General features: G+C 66.1%; 25 protein-coding genes and 1 pseudogene. All 26 read left to right on the plus strand.

The window, feature by feature from the left end:
- Window positions 1–11: 11 nt before the first annotated feature.
- Entirely contained in the window at window positions 12–773 is a 762-nt protein-coding gene (gene rplC, locus SJY26_RS10030; RefSeq protein WP_305636834.1) for a 50S ribosomal protein L3, read from the plus strand.
- Entirely contained in the window at window positions 773–1,441 is a 669-nt protein-coding gene (rplD, locus tag SJY26_RS10035) for a 50S ribosomal protein L4 (protein WP_396592910.1), read from the plus strand. Before rplC ends, rplD begins: the two co-directional genes overlap by 1 nt.
- Entirely contained in the window at window positions 1,441–1,743 is a 303-nt protein-coding gene (locus tag SJY26_RS10040) for a 50S ribosomal protein L23 (RefSeq protein ID WP_013268922.1), read from the plus strand. Before rplD ends, SJY26_RS10040 begins: the two co-directional genes overlap by 1 nt.
- A gap of 4 nt (window positions 1,744–1,747) precedes the next feature.
- The gene (gene rplB, locus SJY26_RS10045) at window positions 1,748–2,581 is read left to right on the plus strand and encodes a 50S ribosomal protein L2 (RefSeq protein ID WP_396592911.1); all 834 of its coding nucleotides are present in this window, start codon (window positions 1,748–1,750) and stop codon (window positions 2,579–2,581) included.
- A gap of 2 nt (window positions 2,582–2,583) precedes the next feature.
- Window positions 2,584–2,862, plus strand: a complete 279-nt coding sequence (gene rpsS, locus SJY26_RS10050; RefSeq protein WP_271146908.1) for a 30S ribosomal protein S19 — start codon at window positions 2,584–2,586, stop codon at window positions 2,860–2,862.
- A 1-nt stretch (window position 2,863) separates the two neighbouring features.
- Window positions 2,864–3,244 (plus strand): 50S ribosomal protein L22, encoded by a 381-nt coding sequence (gene rplV / locus SJY26_RS10055; protein WP_396592912.1) that lies wholly within the window; start codon window positions 2,864–2,866, stop codon window positions 3,242–3,244.
- 1 nt (window position 3,245) lies between these two features.
- On the plus strand, window positions 3,246–3,998 hold the full coding sequence (gene rpsC, locus SJY26_RS10060; protein WP_396592913.1) for a 30S ribosomal protein S3: 753 nt from the start codon (window positions 3,246–3,248) through the stop codon (window positions 3,996–3,998).
- A gap of 3 nt (window positions 3,999–4,001) precedes the next feature.
- The gene (gene rplP, locus SJY26_RS10065; RefSeq protein WP_349684780.1) at window positions 4,002–4,442 is read left to right on the plus strand and encodes a 50S ribosomal protein L16; all 441 of its coding nucleotides are present in this window, start codon (window positions 4,002–4,004) and stop codon (window positions 4,440–4,442) included.
- On the plus strand, window positions 4,442–4,639 hold the full coding sequence (rpmC, locus tag SJY26_RS10070) for a 50S ribosomal protein L29 (protein ID WP_396592914.1): 198 nt from the start codon (window positions 4,442–4,444) through the stop codon (window positions 4,637–4,639). Before rplP ends, rpmC begins: the two co-directional genes overlap by 1 nt.
- 9 nt (window positions 4,640–4,648) lie before the next feature.
- Window positions 4,649–4,900 carry a 30S ribosomal protein S17 gene (gene rpsQ, locus SJY26_RS10075; protein ID WP_396592915.1) on the plus strand — a complete coding sequence of 84 codons (252 nt, stop codon included), beginning with the start codon at window positions 4,649–4,651 and terminating at the stop codon, window positions 4,898–4,900.
- Window positions 4,901–4,915: 15 nt separating this feature from the next.
- The gene (gene rplN, locus SJY26_RS10080) at window positions 4,916–5,284 is read left to right on the plus strand and encodes a 50S ribosomal protein L14 (protein ID WP_077354965.1); all 369 of its coding nucleotides are present in this window, start codon (window positions 4,916–4,918) and stop codon (window positions 5,282–5,284) included.
- Window positions 5,285–5,286: 2 nt separating this feature from the next.
- A complete protein-coding gene (gene rplX, locus SJY26_RS10085; protein WP_396592916.1) occupies window positions 5,287–5,595 on the plus strand; it encodes a 50S ribosomal protein L24 in 309 nt (102 codons plus the stop codon).
- Window positions 5,595–6,155, plus strand: a complete 561-nt coding sequence (gene rplE / locus SJY26_RS10090) for a 50S ribosomal protein L5 (protein WP_305636864.1) — start codon at window positions 5,595–5,597, stop codon at window positions 6,153–6,155. The genes rplX and rplE overlap by 1 nt, the downstream gene beginning before the upstream one ends.
- A 19-nt stretch (window positions 6,156–6,174) precedes the next feature.
- Window positions 6,175–6,480, plus strand: a complete 306-nt coding sequence (rpsN, locus tag SJY26_RS10095) for a 30S ribosomal protein S14 (protein WP_298158567.1) — start codon at window positions 6,175–6,177, stop codon at window positions 6,478–6,480.
- A 14-nt stretch (window positions 6,481–6,494) separates the two neighbouring features.
- Window positions 6,495–6,893: a 30S ribosomal protein S8 gene (rpsH, locus tag SJY26_RS10100; protein ID WP_271085879.1), complete on the plus strand. Its 399-nt coding sequence runs from the start codon at window positions 6,495–6,497 to the stop codon at window positions 6,891–6,893.
- Window positions 6,894–6,895: 2 nt separating this feature from the next.
- Window positions 6,896–7,429: a 50S ribosomal protein L6 gene (rplF, locus tag SJY26_RS10105; RefSeq protein ID WP_396592917.1), complete on the plus strand. Its 534-nt coding sequence runs from the start codon at window positions 6,896–6,898 to the stop codon at window positions 7,427–7,429.
- 3 nt (window positions 7,430–7,432) lie between these two features.
- Window positions 7,433–7,795 carry a 50S ribosomal protein L18 gene (gene rplR / locus SJY26_RS10110; RefSeq protein ID WP_305636870.1) on the plus strand — a complete coding sequence of 121 codons (363 nt, stop codon included), beginning with the start codon at window positions 7,433–7,435 and terminating at the stop codon, window positions 7,793–7,795.
- Window positions 7,796–7,806: 11 nt separating this feature from the next.
- On the plus strand, window positions 7,807–8,433 hold the full coding sequence (rpsE, locus tag SJY26_RS10115; protein ID WP_305636872.1) for a 30S ribosomal protein S5: 627 nt from the start codon (window positions 7,807–7,809) through the stop codon (window positions 8,431–8,433).
- Window positions 8,434–8,435: 2 nt separating this feature from the next.
- The gene (gene rpmD, locus SJY26_RS10120) at window positions 8,436–8,630 is read left to right on the plus strand and encodes a 50S ribosomal protein L30 (protein ID WP_305636874.1); all 195 of its coding nucleotides are present in this window, start codon (window positions 8,436–8,438) and stop codon (window positions 8,628–8,630) included.
- A 176-nt stretch (window positions 8,631–8,806) separates the two neighbouring features.
- Window positions 8,807–9,268, plus strand: a pseudogene (gene rplO, locus SJY26_RS10125) (50S ribosomal protein L15); the annotation flags it as partial.
- A gap of 248 nt (window positions 9,269–9,516) precedes the next feature.
- On the plus strand, window positions 9,517–10,896 hold the full coding sequence (gene secY, locus SJY26_RS10130) for a preprotein translocase subunit SecY (RefSeq protein ID WP_396592918.1): 1,380 nt from the start codon (window positions 9,517–9,519) through the stop codon (window positions 10,894–10,896).
- 24 nt (window positions 10,897–10,920) lie between these two features.
- Entirely contained in the window at window positions 10,921–11,493 is a 573-nt protein-coding gene (locus SJY26_RS10135) for an adenylate kinase (protein ID WP_396592919.1), read from the plus strand.
- A gap of 58 nt (window positions 11,494–11,551) precedes the next feature.
- Window positions 11,552–12,286 carry a TonB family protein gene (locus SJY26_RS10140; RefSeq protein ID WP_396592920.1) on the plus strand — a complete coding sequence of 245 codons (735 nt, stop codon included), beginning with the start codon at window positions 11,552–11,554 and terminating at the stop codon, window positions 12,284–12,286.
- A gap of 62 nt (window positions 12,287–12,348) precedes the next feature.
- The gene (locus tag SJY26_RS10145) at window positions 12,349–14,811 is read left to right on the plus strand and encodes a zinc-dependent metalloprotease (RefSeq protein WP_396592921.1); all 2,463 of its coding nucleotides are present in this window, start codon (window positions 12,349–12,351) and stop codon (window positions 14,809–14,811) included.
- Between the two features lie 127 nt (window positions 14,812–14,938).
- Window positions 14,939–15,307, plus strand: coding sequence for a 30S ribosomal protein S13 (rpsM, locus tag SJY26_RS10150; RefSeq protein ID WP_396595738.1), 369 nt, complete (start codon window positions 14,939–14,941; stop codon window positions 15,305–15,307).
- A gap of 9 nt (window positions 15,308–15,316) precedes the next feature.
- Entirely contained in the window at window positions 15,317–15,706 is a 390-nt protein-coding gene (rpsK, locus tag SJY26_RS10155) for a 30S ribosomal protein S11 (protein ID WP_013268944.1), read from the plus strand.
- Window positions 15,707–15,737: the final 31 nt, after the last annotated feature.

The following is a 15,737-nucleotide window of genomic DNA, read 5'->3' on the forward strand; positions in this document are numbered from 1 at the left end:
CGGGATCCGATATGCGCACGGGCGTGATCGCCAAGAAGCTGGGCATGACCCGCGTGTTCGCCGAAGACGGCGCGCACGTTCCGGTCACTGTGCTCCAGCTCGACGACTGTCAGGTCGTCGGTCAACGCACTCAGGAGCGGGACGGCTACGTCGCCCTGCAGCTGGGAGCCGGGACCAAGAAGGCAAAGAACACCAACAAGGCTCAACGCACGACCTTCGCCACGGCGGAAGTCGAGCCCAAGCACGTCGTCATGGAGTTCCGGGTGTCGGATGACGCCCTGATCGACGTCGGCGCGACCCTGTCGGCAGACCATTTCGTGGTCGGCCAGAAGGTCGACATCCAGGGCGAGACGATCGGCAAGGGCTTCCAGGGCGGTATGAAGCGCTGGAACTTCGGCGGTCTGCGGGCCACGCACGGCGTGTCCGTGTCGCACCGCTCGCTGGGCTCCACCGGCCAACGCCAGGACCCGGGCAAGACCTTCAAGGGCAAGAAGATGGCCGGTCAGCTCGGTAACGAGACGATCACCACCCAGAACCTGACGATCGTCCGTGTCGACGCCGAGCGCGGCCTGATCCTGGTCAAGGGCGCTGTCCCCGGCCACGAAGGTTCGTGGGTCAAGGTTCGCGACGCGCACAAGAAGCCGTTCGCTGACCTGCCGTTCCCCGGTTCGTTCAAGAAGAACGGTCAAGCCGCCGCTGCTGCTGAAACCCCGGCTGTCGAAGCCCAGGTCGAAGACGCCGCCGTGGACACCGTCGAAGGCGGGGAAGCGTAATGAAACTCTCGGTCATCAAACTCGACGGCAAGGCCGCGGGCGACGTTGAGCTGTCGGATGTCGTTTTCGGCATCACCGACATCCGCGGCGACCTGCTGGCCCGCTACGTCAACTGGCAGCTGGCCAAGCGCCGTGCCGGTACCCACAAGGTCCAGACCCGGAACGAGAATTCTCGCACCGGCAAGAAGATGTACAAGCAGAAGGGCACCGGCGGCGCCCGTCACGGTTCGCGTCGTGCGCCCCAGTTCGTCGGCGGTTCGCGCGCCTTCGGCCCGATCGTCCGCGATCACGGCTTTGACCTTCCCAAGAAGGTCCGGGCCCTGGCCCTGCGTCACGCCCTGTCGTCCAAGGCCAAGACCGGCGACCTCGTCGTCGTCGACGCCCTGACGGTCAAGGAAGCCAAGACCTCGGCCCTGCGCGAGACCTTCGGCAAGCTGGGCTGGACCCGGACGCTGATCATCGCCGGACCGGAAGTGGATGCGACCTTCGCCCTGGCGTCGCGCAACATCCCGCAGATCCACGTCCTGCCGAACGCCGGCCTGAACGTTTATGACATCCTGCGCGCTGACAAGCTGGTGCTGACGAAGTCCGCCGTGGAGGCCATCGAGGCCACCTACGCCGACTACAAGCCCTCGCGTCGCGAGCAAGCCGAGAAGGAAGCCGCGTAATGGCCGCCGCTCCAACCGCCAAACACTACGACACGATCCTGTCGCCGATCATCACCGAGAAGGCGACGATCCTGTCGGAGCAGAACAAGGTCGTGTTCCGCGTCGCGGGCACCTCGACCAAGGACGAGATCGCCGCTGCGGTCGAAAGCCTGTTCAAGGTCAACGTCCTGAAGGTCAACACCCTGGTCCAGAAGGGCAAGACCAAGCGCTTCCGCGGCATCATGGGCCGTCGGGTCGACATCAAAAAAGCGATCGTGACCCTGGCCGAAGGCCAGTCGATCGACGTCACGACGGGGCTCTGAACCGATGGCCTTGAAAACCTACAATCCGACATCGCCGGGCCGTCGCGCCCTGGTGCTGATCGACCGGTCCGAGCTCTTCAAGGGCCGGCCCGAGAAGTCGCTGACCGAAGGCCTGACCAAGTCGGGCGGCCGGGGCCAGGGCGGTCGCATCGCCGTCCGCTTCCGCGGCGGCGGGGCCAAGACCCTGTATCGCAAGATCGACTTCAAGCGTCGCAAGTTCCAGACGGCGACCGTCGAGCGGCTGGAGTATGACCCCAACCGTACCGCCTTCATCGCCCTCATCACCTATGAGGACGGCGAAAAGGCCTACATCATCGCGCCGCAACGCCTGAAGGCGGGCGACACGATCGTGGCCGGCGAGAAGACCGACGTGAAGCCTGGCAACGCCATGCCGCTGCGCTCCATTCCGGTCGGCACCATCATCCACTGCGTGGAAATGAAGCCCGGCAAGGGCGCCCAGCTGGCTCGCTCGGCCGGTGCCTATGCCCAGCTGGTGGGTCGCGATCAGGGTTACGCCCAGATCCGCCTCGGCTCGGGTGAGCTGCGCATGGTCCTGGACGGCTGCATGGCCACGGTGGGCGCCGTTTCGAACGCCGACCACATGAACCAGAACCTCGGCAAGGCCGGTCGCGTCCGTCACATGGGCTGGCGTCCGCACGTTCGCGGCGTCGCCATGAACCCGGTCGACCACCCGCACGGCGGTGGTGAAGGCAAGACGTCCGGCGGCCGGACCCCGGTCACGCCGTGGGGCAAGGACACCAAGGGTACCCGCACCCGCAAGAACAAGGCGACGGATCGCTTCATCATCCGTAGCCGCCACCTCAAGAAGGCTCGCTAAAGATGGCCCGTTCCTCCTGGAAAGGCCCGTTCGTCGACGGGTATCTGCTCAAGAAGGCCGACGCCGTTCAGACGTCGGGCCGCAAGGACGTGATCAAGACGTGGTCGCGCCGCTCCACCATCCTGCCGCAGTTCGTGGGCCTGACGTTCGGCGTCCACAACGGTCACAAGCACGTTCCCGTGCACGTGAACGAGGACATGGTCGGCATGAAGCTGGGCGAGTTCTCGCCCACCCGTTCGTTCCCCGGCCACGCCGCGGACAAGAAGGCGAAGCGGAAGTAACATGCCCAAGACCAACAATCCCCGTCGCGTCGGTTCGACCGAGGCCCGCGCCAAGCTGGTGAACGTCCGGATCAGCCCGCAAAAGCTGAACCTGGTCGCCGCCTCGATCCGTGGTCTGCCGGTCCAGCGCGCGCTGAACGAGCTGGAATTCAGCCGCAAGCGCATCGCCACCGACGTCCGCAAGGTCCTGTACTCGGCCGTGTCGAACGCCGAGAACAACCACAACCTCGACATCGACAACCTCGTCGTCGCCGAGGCCTTCGTGGGCAAGAACCTGGTGATGAAGCGTTTCGCGAGCCGTGCTCGTGGCCGTTCGTCCCGCATCCTGAAACCGTTCAGCGAGATCACCATCGTGGTCCGTGAAGCCGGCGAGGCCGCCTGATATGGGTCAGAAAATCAATCCGATCGGTTTCCGCCTCGGCGTGAACCGCACCTGGGACAGCCGCTGGTTCGCCGACGGCCCGTCCTACGCCCGGCTGCTGCATCAGGACCTGAAGCTGCGCACCTGGCTGAAGGAGCGTCTGAACGCCGCCGGCGTCTCGCGCATCATTATCGAGCGTCCGCACAAGAAGTGCCGCGTGACGATCTATGCCGCCCGTCCGGGTGTCGTGATCGGCAAGAAGGGCGCTGACATCGAGAAGCTCCGCAAGGACATCTCGGCCCGTACCGAAGGCGAGGTTCACCTGAACATCGTCGAGGTCAGGAAGCCCGAGACCGACGCGCAGCTGATCGCCGAGAACATTGCGCAGCAGCTGGAACGCCGGATCGCTTTCCGTCGTGCCATGAAGCGTTCGATGCAGTCGGCCATGCGTCTGGGTGCCAAGGGCGTCCGGATCAACGTCTCGGGTCGTCTCGGCGGTGCCGAAATCGCCCGGATGGAATGGTACCGCGAGGGCCGCGTGCCCCTGCACACCCTGCGCGCCGACATCGACTACGGCTTCATCGAGGCCAAGACGACCTACGGCATCATCGGTGTGAAGGTGTGGGTCTTTAAGGGCGAGGTGCTCGAGCACGATCCGATGGCGCAGGACAAGCGCTGGGCCCAGGAAGCTGCCGGTCCGTCGTCGAACGAAGGCCGTGGTGGTGATCGCGGCGGTCGCAATGACCGCGGTCAGCGTCGCGGGCGTGAGGGCTAGGTCATGCTGCAACCGAAGAAAACCAAGTATCGCAAGGCCTTCAAGGGCCGCATCCACGGTGCCGCCAAGGGTGGCTTCTCGCTGAACTTCGGGTCCTACGGCCTGAAGACGCTGGAGCCGGAACGCATCACGGCGCGTCAGATCGAGGCGGCCCGCCGCGCGATCACCCGCCAGATGAAGCGTCAGGGCCGGGTGTGGATCCGTGTCTTCCCGGACGTTCCCGTCTCGGGCAAGCCCGCCGAAGTCCGGATGGGTAAAGGCAAGGGTGCCGTGGATCACTGGGCGGCGCGTTGCCACCCGGGCCGGATCCTGTTCGAAATCGACGGCGTTGCCGACGACGTGGCGCGTGAAGCCCTGCGTCTGGGTGCCGCCAAGCTGCCGGTCCGCACCAAGGTGGTTACCCGCCTGGACGCCGGTGTCGCTCACGTGGAGCACGTCGCCTGATGACCAAGATCGCCGATCTGCGCTCGCAGACGCCGGACCAGCTGGGCGACCAGCTGCTCTCGCTGAAGAAAGAGCAATTCAACCTGCGCTTCCAGGCCGCCACCGGCCAGATGGAAAAGACCCATCGGGTCTCGGAAGTGCGCAAGGACATCGCCCGCATCTCGACGCTTATGCGTGAGAAGCGGTCGGCCTCGTAAGGAACACCTATGCCCAAACGTATTCTCGAAGGCGTGGTCGTGTCCGACAAGGGCGACAAGACTGTCGTCGTCAAGGTCGAGCGCACCCTGCTGCACCCGGTCCTGAAGAAGACCGTGCGTCTGTCCAAGAAGTATCACGCCCACGACGAAGGCAATGCCTTCAAGGAAGGCGATGTCGCGCGCATTCGTGAATGCGCACCCAAGTCCAAGCTGAAGCGCTGGGAGGTCCTGTCCAAGGACGCCCCGGCCTCCGCGTCTTAAGAAGGAACGGATCTCATGATCCAGATGCAAACTAACCTGGAGGTGGCCGATAATTCGGGCGCTCGCCGGGTCATGTGCATCAAGGTGTTGGGCGGCGCAAAGCGTCGCTACGCCTCGGTGGGAGACACCATCGTGGCCTCGGTCAAGGAAGCAATTCCCCGGGGACGCGTGAAGAAGGGTGAAGTGGTCCGCGCCATCGTCGTGCGCACGGCCAAGGACATTCAGCGCAAGGACGGCTCTGTCATCCGTTTCGACAAGTCGGCCGCTGTCATCGTCAACAAGCAGAACGAGCCGGTCGGCACGCGGATCTTTGGCCCGGTTCCCCGTGAACTGCGCGCCAAGAACCACATGAAGATCATCTCGCTGGCCCCGGAGGTCCTGTAACCATGGCCGCCAAGATCAAGAAGGGCGACCGCGTCGTCGTCCTCACCGGCAAGGACAAGGGCCGCAGCGGCGAAGTCACCAAGGTGATGCCGACCGAGAACCGCGTCCTGGTCCAGGGCATCAACATGGTGCAGCGCCACACCCGTCCGTCCCAGGGTGACCCCCAGGGCGGTATCAAGAACAAGGAAGCCTCGCTTCACCTGTCGAACGTCGCGATCGCCGACGCCAACGGCAAGGCGAGCCGCGTCGGCTTCCGCATGGAAGGCGACAAGAAGGTTCGCTTCGCCAAGACGACGGGAGACGTCATCTGATGGCCGACACTGCCTACACCCCTCGTCTGAAGGACGAGTACAACAGCCGCATCCGCGCCGTGATGACCGAGAAGTTCGGCTACACGAACCCGATGCAGCTCCCCAAGCTGGACAAGATCGTCCTGAACATGGGCATCGGTGAAGCCGTTGCGGATTCCAAGAAGGCCAATGCGGCCCTCAAGGATCTGACCATGATCGCCGGCCAGAAGGCCGTGCCGACCAAGGCCCGCACCTCCATCGCCGGCTTCAAGCTGCGCGAAGGCATGATCATCGGCGGCAAGGTCACGCTGCGCGGCGACCAGATGTATGAGTTCCTCGACCGTCTGATCACCATCGCCCTGCCGCGGGTGAAGGATTTCCGCGGCCTGAAGCCGACCTCGTTCGACGGTCGCGGCAACTACGCCATGGGCCTCAAGGAACACATCGTGTTCCCGGAGATCAACTATGACCAGATCGACCAGATGTGGGGCATGGACATCATCGTCTGCACCACGGCCAGGACCGACGACGAGGCGCGCGCGCTTCTGACCGAGTTCAAGTTCCCGTTCGTGAAGAACTGAGCGGGAAGGGAAAAGCACAATGGCAAAGAAAAGCGCCGTAAACCGCAACGAGATGGTGAAAGCCATGGTTGCGAAGTATGCCGCCAAGCGGGCCGCCCTGAAGGCGACCGCCAACGACGAGAGCCTGCCTCTGGAAGAGCGTTTCGACGCCCGCCTGAAGCTGGCCGAGCTGCCGCGTAACTCGGCCGCCGTCCGGATCCGCAACCGCTGCGAAGTGACGGGCCGTCCGCGGGCCTTCTATCGCAAGCTGAAGATGAGCCGGATCGCGCTGCGCGAACTCGGCAACCTGGGTCAGATCCCGGGTCTGACCAAGTCCAGCTGGTAAGGGGAGCGACAGACATGATGATCAACGATCCCCTGAGCGACATGATCGCTCGCATGAAGAACGCGGCCATGCGCAAGCGTTCGAAAGTGCTCACCCCGGCCTCCCGTCTGCGCCAGCGCGTCCTCGACGTGCTGCAGGACGAAGGCTACATCCGCGGCTATTCGCTGGTTCAGAATCCCGGTGAATTCCCGCAGTTCGAGATCGAGCTCAAGTACTTCGACGGCCAGCCGGTCATCGCCGAGATCGCCCGCGTGTCCAAGCCGGGCCGCCGCGTCTACTCGGCCATCACCGACCTGAAGCCGGTCAAGAACGGCCTGGGCATCTCGATCCTTTCGACTTCGAAGGGCGTCATGTCCGACGCTGCCGCTCGCGACGCCAACGTCGGCGGCGAAGTCCTCTGCAGGGTCTACTAAAGATGTCCCGTATCGGAAAACGTCCCATCACCCTGCCCAAGGGCGTCACGGTGACCATCGACGGCCAGACCGTCAGCGTCAAAGGTCCCAAGGCCGAGCGGTCCTGGACCGTGGCCGAGGAGATCGAGGTCCGCCAGGAGAATGGCGAGCTGACGCTCCACGCCCGTGCCGACACCCAACGCGCCCGCGCGATGTGGGGTCTGTCGCGGACCCTGGTCGACAACATGGTCGTCGGCGTCACGGATGGCTTCGAGCGCACCCTGGAACTGGTCGGCGTGGGTTACCGCGCCGCCATGAAGGGCAATGACCTGTCGCTGCAACTGGGCTTCTCGCACGAAGTCGACGTCAAGGCTCCGGCCGGCGTCACCTTCGCGGTGCCCAAGCAGACCGAGATCAAGATCTCGGGTCCCGACAAACAGGTCGTCGGCGAACTGGCCGCCAACATCCGCAAGCTGCGGCCCCCCGAGCCCTACAAGGGCAAGGGCGTCCGCTATGCGGGCGAGAAGGTGCGTCGCAAGGAAGGCAAGAAGAAGTAAGCCATGGCAACCACCCTCAAGCAAAAGGCCGCGCGCCGTACCGATCGCAACCGTCGCCGCCTCAAGGCGATGGGCAACGGCCGCCTGCGCCTGTCCGTGCACCGCTCGGACAAGAACATCTCGGCCCAGATCATCGACGACACCAAGGGCATCACCGTGGCGTCCGCCTCTTCGCTGGAAGGCGACAAGGCCGGCACGTCCAAGGGCTCCAACAAGGAGGCCGCGGCCGCCATCGGCAAGCTGGTCGCCCAGCGTGCCATCGAGAAGGGCGTCACCGATGTGGTCTTCGATCGCGGTGGCTACATCTATCACGGACGGGTGAAGGCGCTGGCGGATGCCGCGCGTGAAGCCGGCCTGAACTTCTAAGGACCGCACAGATGGCGCAAGCACCCCAACGTGGCGGCGGCGGCGGAAACGACCGCAACCGGCGTGACAACAACCGCAACGGCCCGGCCGTCGACGGTCCGGATTCGGACATCGTCGAGAAGCTGGTCCACATCAACCGCGTCGCGGCCACCGTCAAAGGCGGCCGCCGGTTCTCCTTCGCCGCCCTGATGGTCGTCGGTGACGGCAAGGGCCGGGTCGGCTTCGGTCATGGCAAGGCGCGTGAAGTGCCGGAAGCCATCCGCAAGGCGACGGAAGAAGCCAAGAAGACGATGATCCGCGTGCCCCTGCGCGAGAACCGCACCCTGCACCACGACGGTAACGGCCGTTGGGGCGCCGGCAAGATCATGATGCGCGCCGCCCCTCCGGGAACCGGCGTCATCGCGGGTGGTCCGATGCGCGCGGTCCTGGAAACCCTCGGCGTCGCCGATGTGGTCGCCAAGTCCTCGGGCTCGTCGAACCCTTACAACATGATCCGGGCCACGTTCGAGGCACTGAAAGTCCAGTCCTCGCCGCGTCAGGTCGCGTCGAAGCGCGGCAAGAAGGTTTCGGACCTGATGGGCCGCCGCAACGACGGTGCTTCGGCACCTGAGGCTGCGCCCGAAGCTGTGGAGTCCTGAGCATGGCCAAGGCTGACACCAAGACCGTGACCGTCAAACAGACCGGTTCGCCGATCCGCCGCAAGTCGGACCAGCGCGCTACCCTTATGGGTCTGGGTCTGAACCGCATGGGCCGCGAGTCCACGCTGGAAGACACCCCCTCCGTCCGCGGGATGATCGCCAAGGTCGCCCACCTGACCGAGATCGTCGAAAAGTAAGTGCGTTGTAGCCCTCCCCCTCGCCGGGGAGGGACGTCGCCCTTGCGGTGACAGGGTGGGGGCGGCTATAGGCCGCCCTTCATCGTGTTCCGGGGGACTGATCCGTCAGTCCTCAAATGAAAATCAAGCCGAGTCCGCTGCTGCAGCGGGCGCTAGAACCCGAAAGGATCAGGCACATGAAACTGAATGAAATCCGCGACAACGAGGGTGCCCACAAGAAGCGCATGCGGGTCGGCCGTGGCCCGGGTTCGGGCAAGGGCAAGACCGCCGGTCGCGGCGTCAAGGGCCAGAAGTCCCGTTCGGGTGTCGCCATCGGCGGCTTCGAGGGCGGCCAGATGCCTCTGTACATGCGCATGCCCAAGCGCGGCTTCAACAATCCCAATGCCCTGAAGCTGGCGGAAGTGAACCTGTGGCGTCTGCAGGACGCGGTGGACGGCGGCAAGCTGGACATCAAGGGCGAGATCAAGGGCGAGGCCCTGGTGGCCGCCGGCGTGATCCGTCGCGTCAAGGACGGCGTCCGCGTTCTGGGCACCGGCGAGATCAAGGCCAAGCTGAACCTGATCGTGTGGTCGGCCTCGGCCGGCGCGGTCAAGGCGATCGAGGCCGCCGGTGGCAGCGTTGTGCAGGAGCGGATCGCGGCGGAAGCCAAGGCCGCTGCCCGCGTCGAGAAGCGCAATGCCGCCAAGGGCAAGGTTCCGGCCGCCAAGGCTCCTCGGGGCGACGCCAACAAGATCTCGGCCCGCACCACGCGCACGGCTTCGGCCAAGGCGTAACAATAAAGCGTGGGGGGCGGTCTCGCTAAGGGGCCGCCCTTCGCCTATCTGGACGATGGCGTCGGATTCGTACGGATCTTTCGTCGCGTTCTGACAAGTCGGGGTAACGACACATGGCTTCGGCCGCCGAACAACTCGCCGCCAATATGAACATGGGCTCGTTCGCGAAAGCGACCGAGCTGCACAAGCGTCTGCTGTTCACGCTTCTGGCCCTGCTGGTGTACCGCATCGGCACCTATGTGCCGATCCCGGGGATCAACTCCGAGGCCTTCCTCCAGTTCTTCCAGAACCCGGACGGTCAGCGTGGCATCCTGGACATGTTCAACATGTTCTCCGGCGGGGCCGTGGAACGGATGGCGGTCTTCGCCCTGAACGTGACCCCCTATATCTCGGCCTCGATCATCGTCCAGCTGATGGGCGCGGTGTATCCGCCGTGGGAGAAGCTGAAGAAGGAAGGCGGCGAAAGCGGCCGCAAGCAGCTGAACCAGTACACCCGCTATCTGACGGTTGTTCTGGCTCTGGCCCAGTCGTTCGGCATTGCCGTCGGGCTCAACGCCCAGGCGGGGCTGATCGACCAGCCCGGCCTGTTCTTCATCGCCACCACGGTCGTGTCCCTGACGGGCGGCACCATGTTCCTGATGTGGCTGGGTGAGCAGGTGACGGCGCGTGGCGTCGGCAACGGGATCTCCCTGATCATCTTCGCCGGGATCGTGGCGGTTCTGCCCGGTACCGTGGCGCGGATGCTGGGTCTGGCCCAGCAGGGTCAGATGTCGGTCTTCGTGCTGCTGTTCCTCGCCATCCTGGCCGTCGCCACCATCGTCTTCATCGTCTTCATGGAGCGCGCCCAGCGCCGGCTGCTGATCCAGTATCCGAAACGCCAGGAAGGCAACCGGATGGCCGGCGGGGAGCGCAGCTTCCTGCCCCTGAAGGTGAACACCGCGGGCGTCATCCCGCCCATCTTCGCCTCGTCCCTCCTGCTGCTGCCGACCACGGTGGCCCAGATGACGGCGACCGCCGATCTTCCGGCGTGGATGAGCTGGCTTCCGCTGGTCACCGCCCAGCTGACCCACGGGCAGCCGCTGTTCATGCTGCTCTACGGGGCCCTGATCATCTTCTTCTGCTTCTTCTACACCTCGATCACCTTCAATCCCGAGGACACGGCCGAGAACCTGCGCAAATACGGGGGCTTCCTGCCGGGCATCCGGCCGGGCAAGCGCACGGCGGAATATCTGGACTATGTCCTGACCCGTCTGACGGTGATCGGCGCGGCCTACATCACCGCCGTCTGCCTGCTGCCCGAGTTCATGGTCGCCCAGATGGGCAACAGCCTGTATTTCGGCGGCACCTCGATCCTGATCGTTGTGTCCGTGACCATGGACACCGTGGCCCAGATCCAGTCCCAGCTGCTGGCACACCAGTATGAGGGCCTCATCAAGAAGGCCAAGCTACGCGGCCGTGGCGGTCGCGGTGCCCCCGCGCCCGTGCGCCGTTAAGAAGCCCGGGGAGGGGCTCCGAGCATGAACCTGATCCTGTTCGGGCCGCCCGCGGCCGGCAAGGGCACGCAGGCCAAGCGTCTGGTTGAACAGCGCGGCATGGTCCAGCTGTCAACCGGTGACATGCTGCGCGAGGCGATCGCCTCGGGGTCGAAATTGGGCCTCGAGTGTCAGGCGATCATGTCCCGTGGAGAGCTGGTCTCCGACGTCATCGTGATCGCCCTGATCGAGTCGCGGCTGAAAGAGGCCGAGGACGCCGGCGGGGCCATTTTTGATGGCTTCCCCCGTACGATCGCCCAGGCCGAGTCCCTGGACGGCAGCCTCGCCCGGCTGGGCAAACAGATCGACCGTGTTGTCCGGCTCAAGGTTGATGATGACGCCCTGATGGAGCGGATTTCGAAACGGTATGCCGATCAGGGCCGCCCGGACGACAACCCGGACAGTTTCAAGGTCCGGCTGGACGCCTACAACCGCAATACCGCGCCGCTGCTGCCCTACTATGCTGAAAAGGGGCTGCTGACGGAGGTTGACGGCATGGGATCGATCGAGACGGTCGCGGCCGCCATCGACGCGGCGCTGGACGGCACCGCCACCTGAACGCCGCCTGAGCGTTGACCTGTCCGGCGTGTTCACGCGGGATAAGGTAGACAACGCCATGGTCCGGACATCCCCCATTCCGACACCTTCGCGCCTGCACAGGGCCGGACTGTTCGCGATCGTCGCGCTGGTCCAGGCAGGTCTGTTTGCCGCGGTGGGTCTTGACCGTGCAGAGGTCGTGCGGACGACCGCGCCCCGGCCCATCTCGGTCGAGCTGTTCCAGCCCCGTCCGCCTGTGCCTGACCCGCCGCCGGTGCCGTCTCCGTCGGCGCGACCGGGGGGCGGTGCCCCGGCGGCCCCCTCCCGTGTGCGCGTCCCGCCAGTTCCGGCCGAGGTTCCCCCGGAACTGACCGCGCCGCCGGTCCCGGCCGTGACGCCGGAGCGGATCATCGGTGTCGCCCCGATCGCCACCGCGACGCCCGGCGCGGGTCAGGGCGGGCAGGGCACGGGCACCGGGACCGGCGAAGGTGAGGGTGACGGCCCCGGTTCCGGATCCGGGCCGCTGATCCTGCGCGGCGCGTCGAACGGCGAGATTCTTGCCTTCGTTCCACCCGAAGCGCGTCGGCGCAGGCAGGCGGGCCGCAGTACCGTCAGCTGTCTGATCCGCGCCGATACCCGGCTGGAGGGCTGCCGGGTTGTCGATGAACAGCCCGGCGGCTTCGGCTTCGGCGAGGCGGCGATCCGCATCGCCGAGCGCTATTTCCGTTTCCGTCCCCCCATGACCGCGTCGGGCCGGGCCGTGGACGGTTTCCGCGTGACGGTCACGGTCAACTTCGGTCGTCAGGGCGGCTGACGCCGTTTGACAGTCCGGCACCAATCACGCCCCAATGCGCGCCTTGAGTGCAGGGGGATGGCATGGCTTTCGGATTTGGCAGGACGGCGACCGCGATCGCCCTGGTGCTGGCCCTTGGAGGGGTGCCCGGAGCGGCGTCGGCCCGGACCGATCCCGTGTCCTGGAGCGAGACGATCTCCGGCCTGGGCCGTCAGGACGGGCTGCTGACCCTGTTCGCGGATACGGAGAAGGGGCGGGTGCTGCTGCTCCTGCCGCCGGCGGCCGCCGATGGCAGCCTCGCCCGGGTCATCCATCACACGGCCCTGCGTACCGGGGTCGGTTCGGCCGTGACCGGGCTGGACCGGGCCCAGATCGGGCCCACCAACATTCTTGCCTTCCGCCGCATCGGCGGTCGGGTGGTCGCGGAGTTCGAGAACCCCCGCTACCGGGCGACCGCGGGGTCGGCCGAAGAGCAGGCCGCGGCGCGGGACGCCTTCGTCGGCTCCACCGTCTGGTCCGGCGAGATCGTCAGCACGGCCCCGGATGGGTCCGTTCTGGTCGAAATCTCCAGCTTCGTCACGCGCGACGCCCACGGCATTGTTCAGGGGCTGGGCCGGGCGGGGCAGGGGACGCTACGTCCGGTCAGTGACCTGTCGATGGTTGACGCCTCTGCGGCCCGGTCCTTCCCGGACAATGTCGAGCTGGAGGCCCGTCTGACCTTCGCGGTCGACAATCCGGGGCGCGTGCTCAACCAGATCGCGCCGGACGCCCGCATGGCGACCTTCACTGTCCGGCACAGTTTCATCCGGCTGCCCGACGCCGGCTTCGTGCCGCGCCCGTACGATCCGCGCACCGGGGCCATGTCGACCCTCGTGACCGACTTCTCGGCTCCGCTGGATGCACCGATTGTCAGCCGGGTGGCCAACCGCTTCCGGCTGGTCAAGACCGACCCGACGGCGGCCCGCTCCACTGTGGTCGAGCCGATCGTCTTCCATGTCGACCGTGCCGCGCCGGAGCCGATCCGCACGGCCTTGGTCGAGGGTGCCCTGTGGTGGGCGGACGCGTTTGACCGGGCCGGTTACATCGACGCCTTTCGGGTCGAGGTCCTGCCCGAGGGGGCCGATCCGCTGGACGCCCGGTACAATGTGATCAACTGGGTCAACCGGGCGACCCGCAGCTGGTCCTACGGCCAGAGTGTGGTCGATCCCCGCACCGGCGAGATCGTCAAGGGCAGCGTGCTGCTGGGCTCACTGCGCATCCGTCAGGATATGCTGATCTTCGAAGGGCTGGTCGGAGCCGACCAGACGGGAACGGGTGGCCCGAACGATCCGCGCGAGGTGGCGCTGGCCCGCATCCGCCAGCTGTCGGCGCACGAGGTCGGCCATGCCATCGGCCTTTTGCACAATTTCGCAGCCTCCACCCAGGGGCGGGCATCGGTGATGGACTATCCGGTGCCGCAGATTGCCGTCAGCGGCGACCGGCTCGATTTCGCTGACGCCTATGCGGTCGGGATGGGCGGCTGGGACCGGTTCGCCATCGACTGGCTGTATACCGATGTGGATTCTGCCGAGCTGGCGCGGCGGGCGGGCGAGGGGGCCGCGACGTGGCGGTTCGTATCCGATCCCGATGCCCGGACCGGCGGCGATCTTCAGGCCTGGGGCAGTCTGTGGGACAATGGCCCCGATCCGGTGGCCGAGCTGAACCATCTGATGCAGGTGCGACGCATCGCGCTGGACCGGTTCGGGCTGGGCAGCCTGCCGGAGGGCTCGGCCGTCAACGATCTGCGACGCAGGCTGGTGCCGATCTATCTCTATCATCGCTATCAGGTGGACGCCGTGGCCAAGCTGGTCGGCGGGCTGGACTATGGTTATCCGGTGCTCGGCGACGGCCGCGAGGCCGCCGTCCCCGTGCCCGCCGCCATCCAGCGCGCCGCATTGGCCGGGCTCCTCACCACCCTGTCACCCCAGGAACTGGACCTGCCCGACCCCCTGCTGGCCCTGCTGGCGGCCCAGCAGTCGGGCGACAGCGACCCCCAGCACGACATCGAGGTCTTCGCCTCCCGACAGGGACGGGCGTTCGATCCGGGCAGCGCCGCGGAGGTCGCGGCCGACACCACCCTGAACGCCCTGTTTGCACCCCAGCGGGTCGAACGCCTGACCGACGCCGGTCGGCGCGATCCGGCGGCCCTGGGGCTTGTCGAGACGATCGACACCGTGACGAGTGCCGTCTTCGCCCCGGCGTTCGGCCGTCTGGGGGAGCCAGCCCGGCGGGTTCAGGCCCGCACGATCCTGACCCTCGCGGGCCTGTTGCGCTCGGACGACCTGTCGGCCACGTCTGTGGCGGTGATCGACGACCGGCTGCAGACCCTGGCCGCCCGCCTTGCGGGCTCGAGGGCGGCCGATCCGGTCCAGCGAGCGCACGACCGCTGGCTGGGACGGTTGCTTCAGGACCGGGACCGGCTGGACCAGGTGCTGGAGGCCAACCAGGTCGAAACCCCCACGCCTCCGGGCAGTCCCATCGGGGCAGAGGCCTGCTGGCACTGCTGACTGCAGCGCAGGCGTTGACGCAAATCGAATCCCCTGTATAAGGCCCGCTTCCGCGAAGGACGCGCACGCTCCTGGTCTGTTGACCGGAGCGTTGTTGGCGTCTGTTCCCGCGCATCTGGAGAGCTACGTGGCCCGTATCGCTGGCGTCAACATTCCGACCAACAAGCGCGTCGAAATCGCGCTTCAGTACATCCATGGCATCGGCCCCGCGGCCGCCAAGGATATCACCGGCAAGGTGGGGATCGAGGCCTCGCGCCGCGTGAACCAGCTGACCGACGCCGAAGTCCTGCAGATCCGCGAGGCGATCGACAAGGATCACACCGTCGAGGGTGACCTGCGCCGCGAGACGTCGATGAACATCAAGCGTCTGATGGACCTGGCCTGTTACCGCGGCCTGCGTCACCGCAAGGGCCTGCCGGTCCGCGGCCAGCGCACCCATACGAACGCCCGCACCCGCAAGGGCCCCGCCAAGCCGATCGCCGGCAAGAAGAAGTAAGACAGACACATGGCCAAGGAACCGGGTCGCGTAAAGAAGCGCGAGCGCAAGAACATCACCTCGGGCGTCGCCCACGTGAATGCGTCCTTCAACAACACCATGATCACGATCACCGATGCCCAGGGCAACGCGATCTCGTGGTCGTCGGCGGGTCACATGGGCTTCAAGGGCTCGCGCAAATCGACGCCCTACGCCGCCCAGATGGCCGCCGAAGACGCCGGCAAGAAGGCCCAGGAACACGGCGTCAAGACGCTGGAAGTCAACGTCTCGGGTCCGGGTTCCGGGCGTGAGTCCGCGCTCCGCGCCCTGCAGTCGGTCGGCCTGACCATCACCACCATCCGCGACGTCACGCCGATGCCGCACAACGGCTGCCGTCCGCCCAAGCGCCGCCGCGTCTAAGCTACCCCGCCGCCGACTCTATTTCTCCGCC

Source organism: Brevundimonas sp. R86498 (assembly GCF_044598075.1).
In the GTDB taxonomy this organism is placed as follows: Bacteria; Pseudomonadota; Alphaproteobacteria; order Caulobacterales; family Caulobacteraceae; genus Brevundimonas.